Origin of the sequence: Pseudovibrio ascidiaceicola (assembly GCF_900114245.1) — a bacterium.
GTDB classification, from domain to species: domain Bacteria; phylum Pseudomonadota; class Alphaproteobacteria; order Rhizobiales; family Stappiaceae; genus Pseudovibrio; species Pseudovibrio ascidiaceicola.
This window is the reverse complement of record NZ_FOSK01000004.1, coordinates 315257-337131: the sequence shown is the minus strand read 5'-3', so window position 1 is coordinate 337131 and position 21875 is coordinate 315257. Positions and strand designations below refer to the sequence as shown.

The window sequence follows — 21875 nt, the reverse complement described above, 5'->3', positions numbered from 1 at the left end:
TGCAATCATAAGTTGATAATTTTATATATACTGCTGCATGAGTTGAACGAGTTAAACGCCACCTATGTTCTCCTGCCCCACCCCATCAAAATACCTCCCCCATATTTCAAGATGAAATCACAGAACAACTTTATGTTGTGATTCATGTTTCTGGCATACAACTTTCCCGCGCGCTTTTCTGAGTGTCTTCAGCTTCCTGTCTGCCTCAGTCCTCTCAGAATTACTTAAGTGCATATATTCCAGTTATCGATGTCCAGAACGAACAAAACGATAAGGACACAGCATGAAAATTAACGGTAAGCCTCTCAACTTCTTGATTATTACGACGGATGAAGAGCGCTTTCCGCCGGTCTATGAAAATGACAGTGCCAGACAGTACCGGTTGCAAAACAGTGTTGCGCTGGGGAAAATGCGTCGCCATGGGTTGGAGTTTCTCAACCACCACACCGCAACCACAGCCTGTGCTCCCAGCCGAACTAGCATCTATACTGGCCAGTACCCCTCATTACATGGTGTCAGCCAGACGCCGGGGATCGGCAAATCCTCTTATGATCAGAATATGTTCTGGCTGGAACCTGATACGGTGCCAACCCTCGGCAACTACTTCCGTCAGGCAGGCTATCAGACCTGGTATCGCGGAAAGTGGCATATTTCCAATGAGGACATCGATGTTCCCGGTACACAAACAGCATTGATGAGCAATGCTGTCGATGGGACTACGTATCCTGAACGCATAGCGCTTTATGAAGAAGCCGAATGTCTGGACAAATACGGTTTTTCCGGTTGGATTGGTCCGGAGCCCCATGGTTCAAATCAAGCCAATGATGGCACTGTCCGCGACCCCGGCTTTGCCGATCAGGTTTGTCGTTTACTATTGGATCTCGATGAAAAAGCCCAGTCGGGTGAGGAGCAGCCCTTTTTGCTGGTCTCCTCCTTTGTGAACCCGCACGACATCGTATTTTCGGGCATTCCGAGCTGGTTCCCAAACTTCGAAGCGTTAAAGAACGAAGGCAAACTGCCCTTTGTGGCTCCGGCACCAACAGCTGGAGAGTCATTAGAAAGCAAGCCTCGTTGCCAGAAGGATTATGTTTATACCTATCCGCGCATGTACCTGCCGCAGCCTGATGATGACAGCTATCGGCAGCTCTATTATTTTCTGATGGCAGAAGTGAACAAGCATATCGATCGGGTCTATGAGACCCTGCAAAACACCAGTTTTGCGGAAAACACGGTCGTTGTTTTTCTCTCTGATCATGGAGAGATGCTGGGGGCTCACGGTGGTTTGCATCAGAAGTGGTACAATGCCTATCAGGAAACCGTGCATGTCCCTTTCATAATTTCCAACCCCGTGCTGTTTCCGGAAGCGCGTCAGTCTGAGTTGCTGACCTCACATGTAGACCTTCTCCCAACACTCCTTAGTCTGGCGGACATTGATGCCGAGGCCACAAGAAAAGAACTGGCGAGATCCCACAGTGAAGCGCGCCCTCTGGTGGGGCGAGATCTGTCAGAGTTTATAACTGAGCGCCAGAGAATGGCTGATGAGCCCGTTTACTTTATGACAGATGACAGTGTCGAAGAAGGTTCGCAGATGACAAATGCGATTACCGGACTGGCATTCGACAGCATCATTGAGCCCAAGCATTTGGAGACTGTCGTTACCAAACTGCCTGAGCGAACGGGAGATATTGTGTGGAAGTACACGCGCTACTTCGACAATCCTCGCTTTTACACCCAGCAAAACCATCGTTTTATGCAATCTTCGGTATCTAACCTTCTCGGTGCAAGTAATCCGGACAACATCACCACACCGCGTGGCATTCCGGATGAGTATGAGTGTTACAATCTGACGGAAGATCCACTGGAAGAGCATAACCTGACCTCGCCATTGGCCGGCAAGGCCTTGCCCGATGAGATCCGCCACGCACTGGAGCAAGTGCTGGTTGAACAGCGCCTTAAGAAACGTCTGCTTCCCCATACTTTGAACAATGAAGACAGTTCCAGCCCCGGACCTTTACGGCGCTGACGAACACTCTGACCGTTCAATCATGACGTCATAAGCAAGCAGATAAGCCCGACTGACTGTTAGCCCGTAAAATGGCAACCGTTCAGCGCAAAATGGAGATAACAAATGCCGCTGAAATCCCTTTCACAACTAGCAACACTGGGGCTCGTAATCACGTTCTCCATGCTCAGCAGCAGCTTAGCTCAGGCCGATACCAGTGCGGACACGAGCACGGATCCAAGCTTGTTCAAGGAATGCCCGGTATCTCAGGATGATCCCAACACGTTTGCCCTATGCGCCACAGCCAAATGCTGGACCGTCGACACCGTGGCCTATTGCAAATGCGATGTGATGAATGAGCAGAGTATTTCTCTTCCGTTTCATTATGAAGAGGGCGGCGAGAAAAAGGATGTCTGTGATCTGCTGAAGGCCGGTATTGATAATGGGTTCACGGTAAGCACGTATACCACACCGCGCCAGATGGAAGCTGATTATGATCCTGAAACAGAAAAGCTAGGGCCTCCGATGGCAACCTACAGTTGCCTCAACACCGAAGATGAGCCTGCTGGCTACTCTGCCCAATGTGATGGTGGCTTCTGCTTTAACAGCACGCAAGGCAAGGATTTTCCGGGTATCGGAGCGGTCAAGGACGATGAGATTATCTGTTCCTGTCCGGCAGTGCCCAGCCCATCCGCAGGCTTTCAGATGGCAGGCCCCTGGTTATGTGCACCCGGTGATCGCAACACCGATGGCACATGCTGCGATAAGTCGTTCCATGACAAGCTCTGTTCGGTCAAATCAGTCAATTCCACGGGAACTGAGCTCATGGTGGGTGCGCCTCTGGGAGTAGCTACATTGCTCTCGAAAAAGTTGGACGGTAAGGATCCGGCCATCAACCGCTGCGTCTTTAAATAAGCAGCACGTGCATCAGGCTGGCGCTTAGCAGCCAGCCAGCACAACGATGATGTTGTCATGGTCCTTCCATCGAAACCCATCAATGACATTGATTTCAGGATCGTAGCCGTAATAGGAGCAGCTGGGCCAGAGCTCAATCGCTGTCTTTGCTAATTTCAATCTCTCGTTCACGGACAAGCTTGGTGACGCGATGGGGGCGCGGGTCTGAGGATCAAGTTCAGTAAAAGTCACGGCGACCAGACTTAGCGTGCTGCCAGTTTGATCCTGAAACGAAGGCCTCTCTTGCCAGGAGACGCTCATATCACCGATGGCAACATGGTGCGGCTGTGTCGAGACGACCTCATTCTGAGCCGCTGTGGTTGAGGCAGTGTCATAGGCAGGGCTAGCGGCATCTTCCGCATTGCTGGCAGTGGCCAACACACAACCAGCAAAACACAGTGCGAAACGCTTCATAAACATGGCTGGAACTTCCTTCGCGGCTTTCCGCCTTACGACACTCTAAAATGAGCGGGCAATGAGAGAGGTGCATAGCCTCTTGGAAAATAAGGGGAGGAGGCATGAGCTTTCCCTCCCTGCCTGAGCCAGCCCCTTCAGTCAACGGGGCCCCTGAAGAAAGCACAGATTTTACAACGCTCCGGTTTGCGATGGAACGTCTGCAAGCAGAGCTTTCTTTGTCTCTGCATCAACCGAGCTACCAAATCCCCAAAACTGCAATGCGTCAGGGCCGATCTGGCCTAACACCTGCTTAAAGTGGGGCAGGTCAACATGGCGGCGCAGGACCTCTGCGACCCGTGCAGGTGTTTCCTCATCAGAGAAGTTGTGAAGCCTGCGCAAAGCCATCGCATCGGCTGCCCAATCTTCCATCGTTCCGAATTCAGGCTTGTAGTCGTCCCGGCTCCAGCCAGCTGTGAAGATCGCGCGTAGAACAGCTGGCAGCGTATCCGCAAAGAGCAGAACCTGCTCCGCAGTCAGGCGATGTCGAAAGGCCAGCAAGGTGGCTTGCACGCAGGTATACGTCCGATTGCGTGTCACCAGATCCATCGATTCCAGAGCATCCAGAAGGAAAGATTCGTACTGTTGGGAAGCCAGTTGATATTCCTGAGGCATGGGCATGAGAGTACCTCCGAAAAATAGGGTGATTGTCTGATGCCTGAGCTTAACCCAAGTTTCTGCGCTGCAAAAGTGACGGATTTTCAATCGGCTTCTAAATCGATTTAACTTAGGTAATATACGTATATATACTGCAACATTGAGTAAAGATGGGGTCAAGTCTAGAAAATTCATGATCAAGAATAATAAAAGAAATAATTATACTAAGTTGTGCGATGCGAAATGAAATGGTGAAGAAATATCGCTTCTGACCATGAGTAAATTTCACATTAGTCAAATTATAAATTCATATTGACATAGGTCAAAATGCTATCTACGCTTCATTCGTCATTGAAGTGGAGGCACTATGACTTTCGGCTTGATATTATTCATTTGCGTATTCTTGGCGATTCTTGGAATGGTTGTGGTTTCTGAGTTTGCTTCGCGAAATAAACCTGCAGATGGCATGATCGCTGGTTTGGACGCTGATCTCAGCAAGAAATAACTCAGACAGAAATCCAGTCGAAGTGTGAGGCGCTGACTTTAAAGGACGGTTTGAAGTCGGCACCACCTCACAACGATAAGGCGGCTAGAGCTAGGGTATAGGGGGACTCTAGCCCTGCCGCCTTCTTCGTTTTCAGGCAGTCCGCACGTAGGGACGGGAGATGCCGCAGCCTCAACCTGCCGTAATCATCAGCCGCTTAGAATGAACAGGTGCTCCGGCTGAGCCAAGTATCAGGCCGCCATATCCTGCAGCACCAACCTTGGGCAAACTCTCCCTCTCCAAAGCAGAAACATGCTGAATTTCCAGAACCGTATAAGGCCGCTGATAAGTCCAGGTCCGGTTCTCAATTGCGGAGAAGTCAGGGTTTGGAGGCTGTTCTTTCGTGAAGGCGTAAAAGTAGAGTGTGAAGCCAAAAGGCTCGACGGACTGAACTGAGAGCGGGGTCATTCCCCAACTGAGAATATCGGGCTCAATCGCGTCAATATCGCCGGTGCGTAGAGTCACAAGGCTCAGATGCGCGCCACCGCCTAAACGGCTCTCATCAAACTCCAGATCAGGCCGGTCGCCTTCAAACCAATGGTCAATCAGCTCAACCACAAACCCTTCCGGATCTGTGAATTTGGCAAGGTACCCAACATCGCGAAACTGCTGGGGTCCTGTAACATAAACACCATGTGCCCGAAGCTGCGCGCAGGCAAGCTCGATGTTGGGAACTGAGAGTGCGATCTTCCAGTAAAGATCAGAGGGCTGAGGCGCGTAAGGCGTGTCTGCCTCAACAAACTGCAGTGCGACCTCTGCCGCCGAATACCCGATCCGCCCGTCACCCTGATCGGACATGCCTAAAACATCGCAATAAAACTGTTTCAGAGCGGCCACATCACGGACACGCAAACGAAGAGTATCAAGCTTTGTCATAACAGACTGTCCTTCATCAGGGCACAAGGCAAACACGTTTGTTTATTGAGCGATTTCGAAGTGGTCCTCACGCAGCAAAGCACGACCATCTGGCTGCAAAACCCAAAGCTCATTGGTGATGACGCCATGGGCGTTGTTCATTTTCCAGTTGGCTGCAACGCGGGCAGAGGTCTGGTCCAGAACAGTGGTGACGGTATTGCTGTAAACCACATCATCAAATCCCTTGGAGATGATGTCTGTCCAGAAGCCCTCAATCGCTTCACGTCCTTTGAACGTGCCAAATGGCTTCACAACCATCACAGCATCGTCTTCATAAAGCGCTGCGGCACCGGCTGCATCGCCTGCGTTGAAGGCATCACGCCAGGCACGGCTTGCTGTGGCAACTGCGGTGTTGAGCTTGTATTCACCTTCTGCCAGCTTTCCAGCTTCGTCAGCGATGGCTTGTCCGCTCAATCCAACTGCGACAGTAGCAGCGAGAGCGATAGATTTAATGAAAGTCATCACGTGATCTCCGTTCAGATGCGATGTTGATGACTGTCTTTTGCCGCACTTGCATTGTTTGAAAAACACTCTATTTCTGAAATCACTATTCATATAGTGAGAACAAAATGCTCTCAACGCTCCCGCTCTCCTTCGTCACAGTTGTCGAAACTGGCTCAATCACCCGTGCAGCGGATGAGTTGAACATAGCCAAGTCCGCTGTCAGTCAAAACCTGAAACGGCTGGAACAACAGCTGGATGTAAAACTCGCCATCCGCACCACGCGCCATTTGTCTTTGACGCCAGCAGGGGAGAGGTACTACCAGCGCTGCAAAGAGATCCTTGCACTCTCACGGCAGGCAGAAACTGAAATGGAGAGCTTTGGTGCGGTCCCATCAGGTCCAATCACCATCACCGCCCCACATGCTTTCATCACGCCCGTTATCGCGCCCGCGCTGGCTCTTGTGGAGGAGAAATTCCCGAACCTCCAACCTTCGGTGATCGCAGAAGACAAACGCTTGAATCTGATTACGGAAGGGATTGATGTCGCCATCAGCGTCGGCCAGTTGCCTGATAGCACTCTTCAGGCCCGCCGCATTGGTTCCCTGCGCGATATTCTATGTGCAGCGCCAGCTGTGATGGAAAATGCGCCCGCCTTTGACGATCCAATCTACTGGCAGTGGGTGCAGTCTCTGCCATACATCGCGCATACACGAGAACCTGCCGTGGTCCGGCATCGCCTTCCGGCTCTGGTAGGGGCAGAGAGTATTGATGTGAGCTTCAGGTCTGCCGTCAAAGCCAACACCATAGAAGCCATTGCAGCTTTTGCCCGAAACGCTCTGGGTGTTGCACTCCTGCCAGATATTGCAATTGCACAGGATCTGAAGGCTGGAACGCTCCTGCCTCTCCTTACTCTGGTAGAGCCTGAACCAACCCCGATCTACGCTGTACACAGCTACGATACTTTACCGCCTAAATCGGTGCAGGAATCAATTATGGCAATCCAACAGGCGCTGGCGAAAGCACTGCAATAAAGCAGGTTTCACCTGACCCAAGCGCCTGATAAGCCACGCAACATGCTCTGAAACCACGGTGTTTACGCGAATGAACTCATGAAACCTTCTCTTAAAAGAGAGCGGTTTATTTTACCTTCCAGCTTTACCTATACGTTAATATATGATCCTATGCGGATATCTTGAATGGAAAAGATACCGCTATGAAGCAACTGGAAGAAATGATGGCTGAAAGTGAGCAGCGCGTGGAAACAATCACAATTCCCAGTGAGGGTGCCACACTGATTGGCAAAGCCTACTGGCCTGTGGGCGATCCAAAATCCTCAGTCATCATTCACGGGGCAACCGGTGTACCGCAGTTGTTTTATGCCAAGTTTGCCCGCTGGGTTGCGGAGCAGGGCCATCTCTGCCTCACCTATGACTATCGCGACTTTGGTGCCTCTAAGCAGATCCATCCGCGCAACTCCAAAGCGACCATGGCCGATTGGGGATTTTATGATCAGCAAGCCGCCTTTGATGCGTTGCTGCAGTTGGCAGGCACACCCAAGACCCATGTGATTGGACATTCCCTCGGCGGCTTCATGCTGCCCTTCCATCGCAATCTGGATAAGGTTGACAAGGTCACCACAGTGGCCTGCGGTCAGGTCTACTGGCGCGACCATCATCTGCCCTACTTCTTCATGGTGATTATGTTCTGGTTCCTGCTTGGGCCTGTTGCAACCCGCGTAAAGGGCTACCTGCCGGGCAAGGCGCTTGGCCTTGGCGCAGATATGCCTGCTGGCGTCTACTGGCAATGGCGCAAGTGGTGTACATCACCCACCTTCTACACCAGCGATATCGGCAGCGTTCTGCCGCAAATGAATCCAAATCCCTACAAGGGCCCAATCAAGATCATCGGCTTCACTGATGACGACACCGCTCCAAAAGCCTCTATTGATCGCATGGAGCCGCTCTACAAAGAGGCGGAGATCACGCGCCAGACGCTCAATCCAGACGACTTTGAGCTTAAGGATGTGGGGCACCTGAAAGCCTTCACCAGACAAAATGCAGCCCTCTGGCCTGAAATTCTCGATATCACCTGAAGCACGCCGTGCCATTAACAGAGAGCAAATGAAAAAGACCAGAGCTGAAGAGAGCACCTAACCGCGCTTTAGCGGCAATCTGCTTTACTGGCGAAAAAGCGGGTAGTCCCATGCTTCTTCGACTGATTAAAGTTCTGGTCTCCTTGGCGTTCGGCGGCTTTGCTGCCTTGGTCTGCTTCAATAATTATCAGGATGCGCCAGCCAATCTGGCGTATATCGAAACCGTCATTTCCATGGTGGACACCTTCCCAACCAGCCCCAAGTTCCGCGCTGTGTTCCCATTGGAAACGGCACCAACTTTCCTCACCATTATTCTGGCCATTGAAGGGTTTATTGCTCTCCTGCTGGTTCTGGGTAGCCTGCGCATGCTGGTTAGCATCCATAGGCCAGCCGCTTCATTCAACCGCTCAAAAGCCATCACCTCTTTCAGCTTTTGCATCGCCATCCTGCTCTGGTTTGGCATCTTTGTAACAGGAGCGGGAGAATGGTTCCTCGCATGGCAATCTCCAGTCGGAAGAGGGGCCATAGATACCTCCTACAACATCAGCATCATCGCGTTTCTGGGCTTAATCTTCGTGAACCAGAAAGAGGAAGACGACGGTTGAGATCCAGGGAAACCCTGAGATCCATCCCATTAGATGTGACCTGAGACTATCCATCTGAGGCATTTGAAGGACTGCTTTTGCCTAGGAATTGTTCCACGTTTGAAACATTGACCACTTGTGGTGACGGGGAACAGACATGGATACCAGCTTCGGGAGGAATGTATTTTCTGGCCAGCCAGCCGCTTCAAACAGGAGGCCGCACAGGTCCATACCCGCGCGCTTTCTTGATGATGACTACCTGATCGGCCTTGGCCTTGCTCTGCAAAAGAAACGGGGTGATGAGTATCTGACAGGAAGTGGCAACACCGTTCAGCGCAAAATTGCCAACCAACCGCAACGGGTCACGCTCCAATACACCAACAAGTCCTTCTACTTCTCATCCATCTGTGATGGTGCCATCGTGGTGTTCGATTATTTGCCACAAAATGAAAGCATGGCGCACTTCAACGAGTATGCCCACGTCGGCAAACGTTTTGCCACCATTAAAAAACCGCAGATTTGCGAAGTTCATCGCGTTGCTGAAGAAACCAGCGCTGCCAACGCCATAGACCTGCTCCTCGCCGACTACCCCGGCAACCTCACCATGCTGCATCCGGTGAAAACCAACAAATGGTTCAACAAAGACCGCATAGATTGGTACGCCCGCCAAGGAGGCCGCCACTACCGCATAGAAACCTCCAACACCGGCGCCGCCCTGCACCAATGGAAAGACAGCCAAATCCTCCTGCGGTTAACCCCCGAGCAAATCCACCTGCACACGCAGGTTCGCCTACAGCGTAATGGTGAAGAGAACTAAGCTAATATTCTGATTTATAACGTGTAACATCTTGCGATAAAGCTTTGCTTTGGAGTGCTTGGAGCCAAGAACTCGTGAGTAATGAGACGTTCTCTATGCCCTTATCTAAGATCTTGTTCGTTCTCATACTCGTGCCTGCATTAATGGGTATCGCAGTGCTGGGAAGGTCAACGCGTAGCGACTCTCGCAAGCGAGCCATACAAAAAACGACGCACCTGCTGTCTCAGAGCCTGTTTGTGACGACAGTGGAGCTTCGAGCGATATGATCGGCGGTCTTAGCGGAGATGGTGATGCCGTCAGTAGCGGGGGAGGTGATTTGCCCGATCAGCAACCAAACTGTCTCCTCTCTCATGTATTGGAAGCTATGAAGGACAGAGGAAAGATAAGCAGGACGTAGCTCTGAGTTGAAGTAGTCATAAAAAAAAGCGACCCTTAAGGCCGCTTTCTACGTCTCAAGTTTTCAGTGCCAAACCTCAGGATTTCTTCACGAATTCCGTCAGAATAACAATACGCTGATCGTTAACACGGCCTTCAATGTGCTCTGCATTGTCCTGCACCAGAGTAATGTTCCGCACCGCTGTGCCGCGCTTGGCAGTGAAGCCAGCACCTTTGACTTTGAGGTCTTTAACCAAAGTCACGGTGTCACCAGCAGAAAGCACAGCGCCGTGCGTGTCTTTGTGCACGATGGCATCTTCGTCCTCTGCCGCTGGCATACCGGACTGAGCCCACTCAAGCGTTTCCTCGTCCAGATACAGCGTATCCAGCAAGTCTCGTGCCCAGGCTTCGCCAGAAAGACGGCCCAGTAGACGCCATGCACTCACCTGAACTGCTGGCTCAGTGCTCCATGCGCTTTCATTCAGGCAGCGCCAATGGTTCACATCCAGCTCTGCTTCGCTCTCCAACTGTGCGGAGCACGTGCCGCAGGCCAGAATGGATTTCTCAGCACTGCCATCGCTATCAGGACCAACCGCAACTGCAGCAAGGTCCTCTGTCGCACCGCAAAGCTCACATTTATCGTCTGCACGGCTGCGCAGGTCATTCTCAAGGGACATATCTACGTACCTTTTCATAGTCGCATTTGCCAAAAACAAAGACCGGCCTCATATGGGCCGGTCTTGAATCTTAGTATCACTGCAGCTCTAATCGGTGCTCAGTCATCCATCTTCAGCGCTTGAATAAACGCTTCCTGAGGGATCTCAACCTTACCGAACTGGCGCATCTTCTTCTTACCCGCCTTCTGCTTATCCAGCAGCTTGCGTTTACGGGAAGCATCACCGCCATAACATTTCGCGGTCACATCCTTACGCAGAGCCGAGAGGGTCTCACGCGCAATCACGCGGCCACCAAGCGCTGCCTGAATAGGAATCTTGAACATATGCCGTGGGATCAGCTCTTTCAGAACTTCACACATCGCACGACCGCGTTTATCTGCCTGTGAGCGGTGCACCAGCACAGAGAGCGCATCAACCGGCTCGTCGTTCACCAGAATAGACATCTTGGCCAAATCACCAGCACGATATTCGCTGATGGTGTAGTCAAACGAAGCGTAGCCTTTAGAGATGGACTTCAGACGGTCGTAGAAATCGAAGACCACTTCGTTGAGCGGCAGGTCATAAGTGACCATCGCACGAGACCCAACGTAGGAAAGGTCGACCTGCACACCACGGCGATCCTGACACAACTTCAAGATAGCACCGAGATACTCATCCGGTGTCATGATGTTCGCGCGGATCCATGGTTCACGGATCTCTTTGATCTTCACAACATCCGGCATATCAGCGGGGTTGTGCATCTCAAACTGAGAACCGTCTGTCATCTCCATCTCATAAACAACAGATGGTGCTGTTGCGATCAGATCAAGGTTGAACTCACGGGACAGGCGTTCCTGAATAATTTCCAGGTGCAGCAGACCAAGGAAGCCACAACGGAAGCCAAAACCAAGCGCAGCCGATGTTTCCATCTCGTAAGAGAAAGACGCATCATTGAGGCGCAGCTTGCCCATGGCAGAGCGCAGGTCTTCAAAGTCGTTGGCATCAACTGGGAACAGGCCACAGAACACAACAGGCTGAGCAGGCTTAAAGCCCGGCAGCGCTTCCGTGCAGCCCTTCTTGTCATGAGTGATCGTGTCACCCACGCGGGTGTCAGCAACTTCTTTGATGGAAGCCGTCAGAACGCCAATTTCACCCGGTCCAAGACGATCAGTTGTGACAAAGGCTGGTGTCATTACGCCAACGCGGTCAACTGGATACACAGCGCCAGTACCCATCATTTTGATGGTGTCGCCTTTTTTCAGTTCACCGTCGATCACGCGAATAAGAACCATCACACCAAGATAGGTGTCATACCAGCTGTCCACCAGCATAGCTTTGAGCGGGCCATCCGGATTGCCTTTTGGAGCAGGGAGCTGTTTGACGATCGCTTCCAAAACATCAGGAATACCAAGTCCGGTCTTCGCTGAAATCATCACGGAGTCAGAAGTATCAAGGCCGATCACGTCTTCGATCTGCTCTTTGATGCGATCCGGCTCAGCAGCAGGCAGGTCAACTTTATTGAGAACGGTCACGATATCGTGGTCGTTGTCGATTGCCTGATAGACGTTCGCAAGCGTCTGCGCTTCCACGCCTTGGGAGGCATCAACCACCAGCAGGGAGCCTTCCACCGCAGCAAGGGAGCGAGAAACTTCATAGGCAAAGTCCACGTGACCTGGGGTATCGATCAGGTTCAGCGTGTACTCCTCACCGTCCTCCGCCTTGTAGATCAGGCGAACGGTTTGAGCCTTAATGGTAATGCCGCGCTCCTTCTCGATATCCATGGAATCGAGAACCTGCTCCGTCATCTCACGATCAGTGAGAGTGCCGGTAGACTGGATGAGGCGATCGGCCAGGGTGGACTTACCGTGGTCGATGTGCGCGACAATCGAGAAATTGCGAATATTGGACAAAGTTTTGGTCGTCATGGGCGCTCAATTACCACTGCTTTGCTCTATGGCAAAGCACATAATAAGCGCCCACGCGCTTTTTTGCCGTTTTCCAGCCAATAAAGTGAATAGTTATTGGCTTTCTCTCAGATTTTCGCTGCTATCTGGCTAAAAGTGATACTCAAAGCCAAGACCGAACAAGTGGGCTGACATGTCGGTCGACGCGTTGCCGGAGCTGGAGATATTGTCCGTTGTGCTCAGCGAAAAATCTGCTGTTTGGAAGAAGCCATATTCCAGTGTTGCTCCAAGTTTGGGATTAATCGCAATCGTTACACCCCCGCGAGCCAATAAGGCCCCCACCGTCGACTGGCTGCCTTTGATTGTGAACTCATCCCCGTTGATTGTGCCATTGATGGTTCCAATCACAGGAAACGCCGCCCCAATGCTGATTCCCGCAAACGGAATAACCTTTTTGGTGAGTGGAGAAAGGGGCGCAGAAAGAATAACGCCGCCCATCACATAGGCGGCGGCTACGGTTCCACTGCCACCGTCCACCCCGGAAAGGTTGGAAACACTATTGCTGATGTAGCCGGTGTCCAGCTGCAGTTTAACGAAATCCCCTGCCGTTACCCCGCCAAAAGCGGCGGCATTCCAGCCAATATTGTATTCGAAAAATTTTGTCCGCCCAGTCCCAGGTGTATAAAAATCACCGTCAGGTGCATAAGAAACAAAGGCCTTTGCACCTGCATAAGGTTTGAGTGGAAACATGCCCATCGCCGCCTTTTCAGCCGCAGCCGCAGCTGCTTCTTGCGCAGCCGCCGCCAAATCCGCAGCATAGGAACGGGCAGAGAGTGCTCCTGTCGCCAATAACGCAGAAACTAACATGATCACAGTAGAGGAAAGCTTTCCCATTGCGCACTATCTCCTGAAGTCCTGAAAGGGAGATTCGCGCAAATAGACAAGTCTTACCAAATAATTAATGATGTAATTCACAGAACATGTAAAATGTAGGTATGAATAACAATGCTATAACTTGTCTGGTGTCTGTAAGATTTGATGATATTACCAGTAGTCCTTATGCATAAAACAAGGCGGCAACCTGCCGCCTCTGTCAATCGTGAAAATTAGCGAAGTACTTACGTATGTTACCCACTAAAAATCATAGCGAAGACCAACGCCGATGAGGTGAGAGCTGAGATCTGACTCCAATGTGTTCTCTACTGAAACGCCGCTTTGGGTTGTTTTTTGCTTGATGTCAAAATCGGCTGTTTGAAAGTAAGTATAATCTGCAAAAAGGTGAGTGTTTTCATATGCCTCATAAGAAAGGCCGCCAGTGAGTTTCCATGCAAAAACATATTGATCTTCGATCTCGATTTGCCGTGTTTGACCCAAAAGCGCATTTGAGAGGATTGTTTTATCCATATCTGGCTTTGCAATGCCGATACCACCTCCCGCAAAGGCGGTCAGCTGATCGGTAAGAGCAAAATCAGCAAGGATGTTTGCCATTGTATATCTGGCAAAGATTTTTCCTCTCGAGCTGTAATCGATTGGAATGGTGTCACTGCTCATATTTTTGACTGAGTTGACAAGGTATCCTAGTTCACCTTCAAGACGCAGATATTCATTCAACCTATATCCAAGGCTAGTGCTTGCTGACCATTCGCTTTTATAGTCAAAATCATAGCTATCAGTTGGCGCACCCCCGATTGGATCAAAGGTGCTGCGAAGTGAAAATGCCTTTGCACCTTTGAGCGAGATGTACATACCACCATCTTGAGCGTGTGCGGAGGATGCTCCGGCAATTATTAATCCAACACCTGCAAGAAGGGTGGAAATACACAGAACCTGTTTCACTTCGAATACTCCAGATATGAAAGTGTAAGCAGGATGATGTTTAAGGAGTAAGATAATTGCCGTTCAGTAGGGCGTTTACTCACTGTTAAGTAACGACGACCTGTAGGTGCAGTAATTAAGTGCTAACCTTAAAATCAACCATTGAAATTTGATGTAATGATCAAAAACTATGGTTAAATTTACGTAAAATAATCTCACAATTAGCAATTTTCATCTATCTTGGATTCCTTGGATGTTGAGCCAAGGTACCAGATTATCCTGCAATAAACTCAAGTATTTGGAGACCGCAAGTTCTTGAGATGCACGGCAAAATATGACAATTCGTAAGAAAGTTAAGGCGTATCTCTCGAAGATACGCAAAAAAGTAGGTTTCCCGGGCAGCGTGCGTGGCTTTATTTGAGCGTGAGTTGCTTCGGTGCTTTAAAGGGGCTTCCATGAAACTGCGTCATGCAACCAAACCTGATCTTCCCGCCATCCTGGGAATTCACAATGATGCAGTCAAAACTCTAGCTGCCATTTGGACCGATTCATTAGAGACTTTGGAAGATCGTAAGAACTGGTTTGAGAGCCGGATTGCTGGCGGATATCCGATCATTGTAGCTGAAGACGACAACGGTGATGTGCTGGGTTACGGCAGCTATGGCCCGTTCCGTGAGAAGTCTGGCTATAGCAAAACCATGGAACACTCCGTTTATGTAACACCGCAATCTCGGGGAAAAGGGGCAGGAACCGTGCTGCTCGCAAAACTGGTTGAACTTGCAAAGCAAGACCAGCACCACGTCTTAATCGGTGCCATTGATAGCGACAACAAAGGCTCAATCCGTTTACACGAACGCTACGGCTTCAAAGTCAGCGGAGAGCTCCCACAAGTCGGCTTCAAATTCGGCCGCTGGCTGGATCTTACTTTGATGACACTCATCCTGAACAACAACGCCGCTCCAGCTGCTTACGTGCATGACAAATAAAAAAGGGAGCGATATCGCTCCCTTGCATCCCCGGATATTGAAGAAAATATTTGCCGAACAATCTTAAGGCCATGTGAAGTAGAAGGCTAGATTCTTGGCTACTTGCACGTAGTAGGCGTTATGGCCTGTTTTCTTATCAATTGAGCGACCTTCGTCATTTACATAGGTGAGATCTGCGAACAGACTATCAGCACTCGCATACTCTCCAACGTGAGTAATCGAAGACATTCCTACGACATACTCTCCGTCAGGATTGAGATAGACGATGTAATCAGATTTTGTCTCAAACCCATAATCCGCCATATCTTCCATCTGGAGCGTGCCGTCTTGCATAGCTTTTTTTATCTCGATTGCAATGGGATCGCCGGTCCTTGCGCTGGCATTGATTGCGCTCATAACCTCTTGGAAAACAACTTCACTATTCGGGTCTGTCCAATCTTTGGATACATCAAAGAATTTCTGAATAGCTTTAGCCTTACGGTCTTGCTGCGATAGATATGATTGTATGACGTTGTCCATTGCGTCAAGATTAAGACCAACAAGGACTTCAAAGATTTTGCTTATGGCTTTCTTCGCAGGATCATTGCTGTTTTCAGCCGCAGTCTTTGCACCCTGGCTTGCGTTACGCAACTCATTGTCTGGCGTAAAGCGAACAATGTCTTGAAGCAGACCAATTGCGATCTCATCCTGCGTCATAACCGGAGCAGGATCATTATTCCCAGCAAAATTGGTAAATGAAAAAGATAGGCGTGCGCCGCTAACATCCATAACGAATACCTCTACAGAATATCAATAAATTGCTATTGAAATCAGCACGTACACTGAAACAACAGACATCATATCTGTAGGTAGCAAATTTGAGCTCTTACATGTGCTGATTGATAAGTAAGCTTGTTTGCATGTAGAGTCAAATACCTGAGTCTACTTGATTTTACTACAATTTTAACATTGCAAGTGTATTCTGATGAGCTGGAAGCTATCTCCGTCTTGGTATAGGGCTAACTATAGATGATCATAACTCATCTATGCCATGAAGTGCCGATTATGAATACTTTACTGATTGGCTCGCTCGCACCAGCAGAATACCGTACTACTCCGTCCGCAGCACTGTCGCACAGCTGTTGGGAAGATCTGCAACCGCGAGCGGAGGCTTGGGCTTGCGGGGTTTTGGTTTTTCACCCGGCTTAGGCTTTTTAGGAACCCAGGGTGCATCAGAAAGCCAATAGGTTAGCTCTTTGCCACAGCCATCGCCAGCAGGTGGTACAGCTTGGTTCTTACATTGTGCGCCACCTTCTGGGCAGGCCATACGCACGTGGAAGTGATAGTGGTGTCCCCACCAAGGTCGTACTTTCCGCAACCAGTCGCGATCACCAGTCTCGAATTCACACAGCGCTTTCTTGATCGTTGGATTTACGAAGATACGTGCAACACCATCGTCTTGTGCGGCGCGGCGGATCAACTTTGCATGAGCATCCGTCCAGCGCTTCGGGTTGACGCGGCGGTCTGCTCCCGGTTTGCTCAAGTTACCGTTCAGCATAGAAATCGCACTCTCAGACTCACGCTGCTTGGCGCTGAAGCGCGTGTTTGGCATTTGGCGCAGCCAGATATCAGCATCCAACCCAATCTGATGAGAAGCATGACCCGTCAGCATCGGGCCACCACGTGGCTGAGAAAGGTCGCCAACCAGCAGGCCATTCCAGCCCAGATCAGGCGCATCAGCAGCCAGACGCTTTAGAAAGTCAATGAGAACAGGATGCCCCCAATTGCGGTTACGAGACAGGCGCATGACCTGCCAGTTCTCACCGTCTTTTGGGATGGAAACAGCTCCTGCGACACAGCCTCTTGCATAGCTGCCAAAGGAGAGAGGCTTTGTTTTGGCAGGCGTTTTCTTGTGTCCGAAGTGATACTTGGCAGCGCCTGGAAATTCGGGCTGCTTTTTCAGCGCCTCGCGGTAATCCTCAGCAGAAAGAGGAGGCTTTGTGTCAGGAAGAGGCACAGCATGAGCACCAGCAGAAAGCAGGTTCACGACAATTCCACCAGCCATTAAGGCAATCGTGCGCTGATGACCTCTCAACCCAAACATGTTTCCTCCGACGTACCCACGGCTCTAACGTGAATCACTTTCACTATTCATCCTAGTGGTTGTAGCAGGGGCGGAAGGATTGTGAAGCCTAAAAGCCGGGGCCATCCTGCCTTTCTTCCATGATGTCTGCCAGTTTGTCTAGCTCATCTCCGTGGCCGGAAAGGAGGTCATCTGCAATGCGATTGAGCTGAAGCACCTCGCCCGGGCGCACGCTGTAAATGTCACTGCCAAAGTGTGGAAGGTCAGCGTTGAGGCGAATGTACTCAATCCCCGGCATGTCTTTAAACAGCACATCAGCATACTGACCCGTGGAGGCCGTTTGCCCATGCATGTAGCTGGAGAGTAGGGGGGTACCTTCTTCAGGAGAAAGCCAACCGCTTGTGCCCCAGTTCACTGCCTGGTTAAAGCTGTGTTTTTCTTCAACCGGATTGCCTGAACCAAGCGATAGAATAATAATGTCTTTTGGTGCCCAACCATGACGACGCGCCTCTGCATAGGCTGCAAGCACCGGATCGTTCAGGAAGCCAGCAGCGTCGATCATGATCTCTTCATCGCCAGTCGTCAGGTTCTCAACGCGGGCTGGCTCAAACCACGATGGGGAGGACGTTGTGGCCCGCACAGCCTGCCAGAAGTAATAGTCATCCCGTCCAGTTGTGTTGTTGCTCATGGAAACAACACGGCGGTTTTTCAGGTCATATGCGGTCAGCAAAATAGCCGTCATACTGCAGGAAAGCGCGCTCCATCCAATATGCTGCTTGATGGCTTGCTCAATCGGACGCTCCTGAATGCCTTTATTGAACTGCCCAAAGGTATGGTAGAGGCGCCGCGGCAGCCAGTGCCTGCGATTGTTCATGTAAAGCTCGCGGGCTTCAATCTCAAAAAACTCTTGCAGCTCGCTGGGCGTCATAGCGGGTTGGCCGGGCTTGTCGCGGTCTGGGTTAGGTGCCGTCAGTCCTGCTGCAATCAAGCCGCCGCTGGATGTTCCGCAAATCAAATCAAAGTATCGACAAAGAGGAGCGGTCTTGCCGCGCTCATACAATTTGGTCTCAAGGCCGCGCAGCAGACGAATTGGAATAAGGCCGCGCGCACCGCCACCGTCAATGGAAAGAATAATGCGTTTTCTTTTTTTCATAGACAAACCCGATACAGTGATCTTGTGTTTTAATTTGCTCTTATACGTATCGAGTTTGTCCAAAAATGAGGTGAAGAGATGGCACCTGTACTTGCAGAAATACAAGCACTTGCAATTGCAGTGAATTAAGGGTTAAGCCGCTTCGCTCACAAGGGTGAGGGAGGCTGCAACCTTCGCAATTCTGCCACCAAGTGCTTTAGCTGTATCCTTATCAGCTGTTGGCGGAACAACCTCCGGCCCTTCATCTGCATTGGCCTGTGCCATAACACCCAGCGTGCTGCCCAAACGGTTGAGATCGTCCTCAGAGCCTTTGCTGCTGTTGTTGCCGGGCATAAGATCCAGCCCAACCCAAATCATGCCATGCTGCGCAGCAAACACACTCAACTGTGTCAGCGTGCCAAGTTTATCGCCGCTGCGAGAAGCGGAAACTGTAAACGCCCCAGCGACTTTGTCCACCCAACCGCGCTCCATCCAAATTTTGGAACTAGCATCCATAAAGGCTTTGAACGGTGCACTCGCACTGCCCATATATGTCGGCGAACCAAAGATAAGGGCATCAGCCGCGGCCAGCTTGTCCCAGTTCACATCATCCAATGTGGCAACAGACATCAGTTCAGCATCCGCACCCACATCCAAGGCACCCTGAAGCACGGCTTCCGCCAGCACCTGAGTGTGACCATACCCACTATGATAAACGACGATGACCTTGCTCTGCACGCTCATTGCAACTTCCTTTTCCTGCACTGTGAGATCGACAGCCCCTGTCTATTCAGCTAAGTATCATTCGTCTAATGCATGTAAGGTATAGTTATTATGCGTCAGGTGAATTTACGCAGTGTAGATCTGAACCTCCTCGTCGTTTTGGAGAAGCTGCTGGAAACGCGGCATGTATCTGTTGCTGCTACACAATTGCACATGAGCCAGCCTGCAGTGAGCCGTGCCTTGCAGCGTCTCCGTGATGCTCTGCAAGATCCCTTGTTGGTACGCATTGCCGGAGATTATGAGTTGACGGAAAGAGCTATGGAGATCCAAAGGCTGCTCCCGTCCGCTCTGGCAACCATCAAGGATGTGATCGCTAAACCGGAGTTTGACCCCACAACTGCAGAAGAAACCATTCGTTTCTCTGGGCCGGAGTTGGAGTTGAATCTGTATGGCCCTCCACTTCTACGACGGATGAAGCGTGAAGCACCCGCCATGAAACTGGAGATGAAGAGCGACATCCGTAATCAGTTCGAACCGCTGGAAAATGGAAAAGCCCACTTCGTCTTGTCAGGCCAAACCCCAACCACAGCAACAAGCCAGCTTCATCGCTTTTCGCTGGGCCGCTTCAGCTATGTGTGTTTGATGAGCAGGAACCATCCACTTGCAGGCAAGCCCGTCTCATTGGAGGATTACCTCAGTCAGGATCATATCTCGGTCATGATCACCGGGGCGGGGCACAGCATAATTGATGAGAAACTGGCAGTGCTGGGCCACAAAAGAAACGTTGCTGTAAAAATCGGCAGTTTCTTCGCCGCCATGCATTTCTGTGGCCAATCCGACATGCTCTTTTTGGTGCCCTCCATTTTTGACACCCAAATCTACACCGGTCACAACACCGTTCCCTCTCCAGTGCCCGACTTCCTCAAGGACCACCACCAGGAATTCTTCCTCTACTGGCACGAACGCTACCACCACGACCCCATGATCAAATGGACCCGCAATCTGATGAAAGAGACCACCAAGCAATATAGGGCAGGTGAGTGAGGTAAGGTGCCTTGCTGGAACTGTAGCGGCCTGACGAAACCTACGAAAAGTGGACAGGCGTTCATATTGACACGGAAAAACAGGCCACTCTATCGTTGCGAAAATTCCAATAGGCTGCCTGCCTCAATATATAAGCTGTCAGCGACCTAGCAAACCTGAGAAAGCATCATTTCGTGAAGAAGAATATTCTGATTGTTGGAGGTACGTCTGGCGTGGGTCTTGAGCTTGCAAGGCACTACGCAAAAGAAGGCCATAATGTTGGGCTGACTGGACGTCAAAACCCTGAACTTGAAGGGGCCACCTTTCATAGCCTCTCGATAACGGATGATCCCGTTCAGTTAGCGCAAAATATTGATCGGGTACTGGATGGCTTCAAGAATGTTCACACGCTTATCTATGCCGCAGGTTTTCTTCAGCGCGGGCATATTGATGAGCTTGCTGATGCTGAACTTGGGACTATGGTCAATGTCGGCTTGCTGGCACCTATGATGCTGATACAACGCCTGAAAAGGAGATCAGATCATCCTCTCAAGATTATGCTGATTACCTCAAGTTCGCAATATACGCCTCGTGAGTTGGAGCCTGCATACTGTGCGACCAAATCTGCACTGGGAATGTTGGGCGCATCGCTCGTGCGCGACAAAGATCTTGGTAAGGTTCTGGTCGCAGCTCCTTCAGGTATCCGAACTGCATTCTGGGCCAATGCCGATGAAGATACAGACACAATGCTGTGTCCTTCCTGGGTATCACAACAGATTGTCGAACTCTCCAGTGGCAGTTTCAAATATAAGTTCGCAAAGATTCTGCGAGATCCGGCGCGTGTGGAGATTGTTGAAACTCTGGATAACAATCTGGCGACAATCTAGGCGGTTAGGCAACTTGCTAGTGGGAGGGGCCTTGATGGAACACAACATGATCCTCGTTAAGCCAGACGTGTCTAATCAGGAGAGATATGTCGAGGCCATCAGTACTGATCTGTTAGAGAGCGGATACGAGATTGTTGCAGTCAGATATAAACAGCTGAGCTCTAAGGAGTTCGAAGACCACTTTATTTGCAAGAATAGCCAGCATCTAGCATACATGACCAGTGGCCCAATCGCAGCAATACTCTATCGCGGGCATTCTGCTGTGGGTTTCGGAAGGAGCTATAAGTTCCAGTTTAGAAAACAGCATTCAACGGATAAGCTCAAAAACATTCTGCACTCGACAGAGCCGGGCAACGAATTTGCTGCTCAGTTCGAGTTGTTCTTCTCAAACCTAAATATCACCGATTATCATCAGTTTGCTGATCAGGGTGTTTGTTTGGATGAGTTGAACGAGGTGCAGCCGCGTGAACTGCCAAATCTTGCCAGCTTCAATCTGATTGCGGCTAATAATGAAGAGGCGAGTTCGCCGCAATTCAGGAGAATAAGTAGCCTGAAAAATTGCAGGTATGTTGGTTACCGCGAACGCATTCATACAAACATGGAACTGTTACGGTATCGAAGGAAAACAGATTTAGGCGCCGGAGATATGCCTGAGGTTAGGGTTCTGCTTTTGCATGACTTGCAAGAGTATTCGCAGCGTATCAGGCATTTGAAAGAGACGCATGAGGTGCAAGGAGTAGTGTGCTACAGGCCGAAGTTCACGCTTTTGGAAACGGAAACGCTACGCACCGCAATCTTGGAAAACAACCTGCTCTGTGTTGGTGGGAGCTTTGGTGAGGGATTGCCCGGTTCGATCCGAGCTTCGCAAGAGTTAGCTGACATGTTTGATGCTCACTTTGAGCGTAACTAA

The 21875-nt window shown here is 50.5% G+C and carries 22 protein-coding genes; 10 read left to right on the top strand and 12 right to left on the bottom strand.

Annotation, left to right across the window (positions count from 1 at the left end; all coding sequences use genetic code 11):
• Positions 1-283 precede the first annotated feature (283 nt).
• Both BM231_RS10145 and BM231_RS10140 read left to right on the top strand, forming a co-directional pair.
• Positions 284-2023 (top strand): sulfatase family protein, encoded by a 1740-nt coding sequence (locus tag BM231_RS10145; RefSeq protein ID WP_093518985.1) that lies wholly within the window; start codon positions 284-286, stop codon positions 2021-2023.
• Between the two features lie 105 nt (positions 2024-2128).
• Complete coding sequence (locus tag BM231_RS10140) at positions 2129-2917, top strand: hypothetical protein (RefSeq protein ID WP_093518983.1); 789 nt, start codon at positions 2129-2131, stop codon at positions 2915-2917.
• A 24-nt stretch (positions 2918-2941) separates the two neighbouring features.
• Here BM231_RS10140 and BM231_RS10135 read toward each other — a convergent pair whose 3' ends face one another.
• From BM231_RS10135 to BM231_RS10120, 4 genes are all read right to left on the bottom strand, one after another.
• A complete protein-coding gene (locus BM231_RS10135) occupies positions 2942-3376 on the bottom strand; it encodes a hypothetical protein (protein ID WP_208860252.1) in 435 nt (144 codons plus the stop codon).
• Positions 3377-3541: 165 nt separating this feature from the next.
• Positions 3542-4030, bottom strand: coding sequence for a DUF2267 domain-containing protein (locus tag BM231_RS10130; RefSeq protein ID WP_093518981.1), 489 nt, complete (start codon positions 4028-4030; stop codon positions 3542-3544).
• 652 nt (positions 4031-4682) lie between these two features.
• Positions 4683-5426: a VOC family protein gene (locus tag BM231_RS10125; RefSeq protein ID WP_093518979.1), complete on the bottom strand. Its 744-nt coding sequence runs from the start codon at positions 5424-5426 to the stop codon at positions 4683-4685.
• Positions 5427-5468: 42 nt separating this feature from the next.
• Entirely contained in the window at positions 5469-5927 is a 459-nt protein-coding gene (locus BM231_RS10120; protein WP_181951975.1) for an SgcJ/EcaC family oxidoreductase, read from the bottom strand.
• Between the two features lie 107 nt (positions 5928-6034).
• Between BM231_RS10120 and BM231_RS10115 the strand changes: the two genes are divergently transcribed.
• The 4 genes from BM231_RS10115 (at position 6035) to BM231_RS10100 (ending at position 9402) form a co-directional block, all read left to right on the top strand.
• Entirely contained in the window at positions 6035-6940 is a 906-nt protein-coding gene (locus BM231_RS10115) for a LysR family transcriptional regulator (protein WP_093518976.1), read from the top strand.
• Positions 6941-7122: 182 nt separating this feature from the next.
• Complete coding sequence (locus BM231_RS10110) at positions 7123-8001, top strand: alpha/beta hydrolase family protein (RefSeq protein ID WP_093518975.1); 879 nt, start codon at positions 7123-7125, stop codon at positions 7999-8001.
• Between the two features lie 110 nt (positions 8002-8111).
• Positions 8112-8606, top strand: a complete 495-nt coding sequence (locus BM231_RS10105; RefSeq protein WP_093518973.1) for a DUF2165 domain-containing protein — start codon at positions 8112-8114, stop codon at positions 8604-8606.
• Positions 8607-8742: 136 nt separating this feature from the next.
• Complete coding sequence (locus BM231_RS10100) at positions 8743-9402, top strand: hypothetical protein (protein WP_093518971.1); 660 nt, start codon at positions 8743-8745, stop codon at positions 9400-9402.
• A 473-nt stretch (positions 9403-9875) separates the two neighbouring features.
• On the opposite strand, the gene BM231_RS10095 is transcribed toward BM231_RS10100, so the two are convergent.
• From BM231_RS10095 to BM231_RS10080, 4 genes are all read right to left on the bottom strand, one after another.
• A complete protein-coding gene (locus BM231_RS10095) occupies positions 9876-10454 on the bottom strand; it encodes a PhnA domain-containing protein (RefSeq protein WP_093518969.1) in 579 nt (192 codons plus the stop codon).
• A 98-nt stretch (positions 10455-10552) separates the two neighbouring features.
• The gene (gene lepA, locus BM231_RS10090; protein ID WP_093518967.1) at positions 10553-12358 is read right to left on the bottom strand and encodes a translation elongation factor 4; all 1806 of its coding nucleotides are present in this window, start codon (positions 12356-12358) and stop codon (positions 10553-10555) included.
• 129 nt (positions 12359-12487) lie between these two features.
• Positions 12488-13231, bottom strand: coding sequence for an outer membrane protein (locus BM231_RS10085; RefSeq protein WP_093518965.1), 744 nt, complete (start codon positions 13229-13231; stop codon positions 12488-12490).
• Between the two features lie 240 nt (positions 13232-13471).
• Positions 13472-14173, bottom strand: coding sequence for an outer membrane protein (locus BM231_RS10080; protein WP_159437955.1), 702 nt, complete (start codon positions 14171-14173; stop codon positions 13472-13474).
• 434 nt (positions 14174-14607) lie between these two features.
• Here BM231_RS10080 and BM231_RS10075 point away from each other — a divergent pair, with 434 nt between their 5' ends.
• Positions 14608-15138 (top strand): GNAT family N-acetyltransferase, encoded by a 531-nt coding sequence (locus BM231_RS10075; RefSeq protein WP_093518961.1) that lies wholly within the window; start codon positions 14608-14610, stop codon positions 15136-15138.
• Between the two features lie 63 nt (positions 15139-15201).
• Here BM231_RS10075 and BM231_RS10070 read toward each other — a convergent pair whose 3' ends face one another.
• From BM231_RS10070 to BM231_RS10055, 4 genes are all read right to left on the bottom strand, one after another.
• Entirely contained in the window at positions 15202-15906 is a 705-nt protein-coding gene (locus BM231_RS10070) for a hypothetical protein (RefSeq protein WP_093518959.1), read from the bottom strand.
• A gap of 322 nt (positions 15907-16228) precedes the next feature.
• Positions 16229-17221 (bottom strand): penicillin-insensitive murein endopeptidase, encoded by a 993-nt coding sequence (gene mepA, locus BM231_RS10065; protein WP_093518957.1) that lies wholly within the window; start codon positions 17219-17221, stop codon positions 16229-16231.
• Between the two features lie 88 nt (positions 17222-17309).
• Positions 17310-18353, bottom strand: coding sequence for a patatin-like phospholipase family protein (locus BM231_RS10060; protein ID WP_093518955.1), 1044 nt, complete (start codon positions 18351-18353; stop codon positions 17310-17312).
• Between the two features lie 132 nt (positions 18354-18485).
• Entirely contained in the window at positions 18486-19076 is a 591-nt protein-coding gene (locus BM231_RS10055; RefSeq protein WP_093518953.1) for a flavodoxin family protein, read from the bottom strand.
• Between the two features lie 90 nt (positions 19077-19166).
• On the opposite strand from BM231_RS10055, the gene BM231_RS10050 reads away from it, so the two are divergent.
• From BM231_RS10050 to BM231_RS10040, 3 genes are all read left to right on the top strand, one after another.
• Complete coding sequence (locus BM231_RS10050) at positions 19167-20099, top strand: LysR family transcriptional regulator (RefSeq protein ID WP_093518951.1); 933 nt, start codon at positions 19167-19169, stop codon at positions 20097-20099.
• Positions 20100-20272: 173 nt separating this feature from the next.
• Entirely contained in the window at positions 20273-20965 is a 693-nt protein-coding gene (locus BM231_RS10045) for an SDR family NAD(P)-dependent oxidoreductase (RefSeq protein WP_093518949.1), read from the top strand.
• Between the two features lie 34 nt (positions 20966-20999).
• Positions 21000-21875, top strand: coding sequence for a nucleoside-diphosphate kinase (locus BM231_RS10040; protein WP_093518948.1), 876 nt, complete (start codon positions 21000-21002; stop codon positions 21873-21875).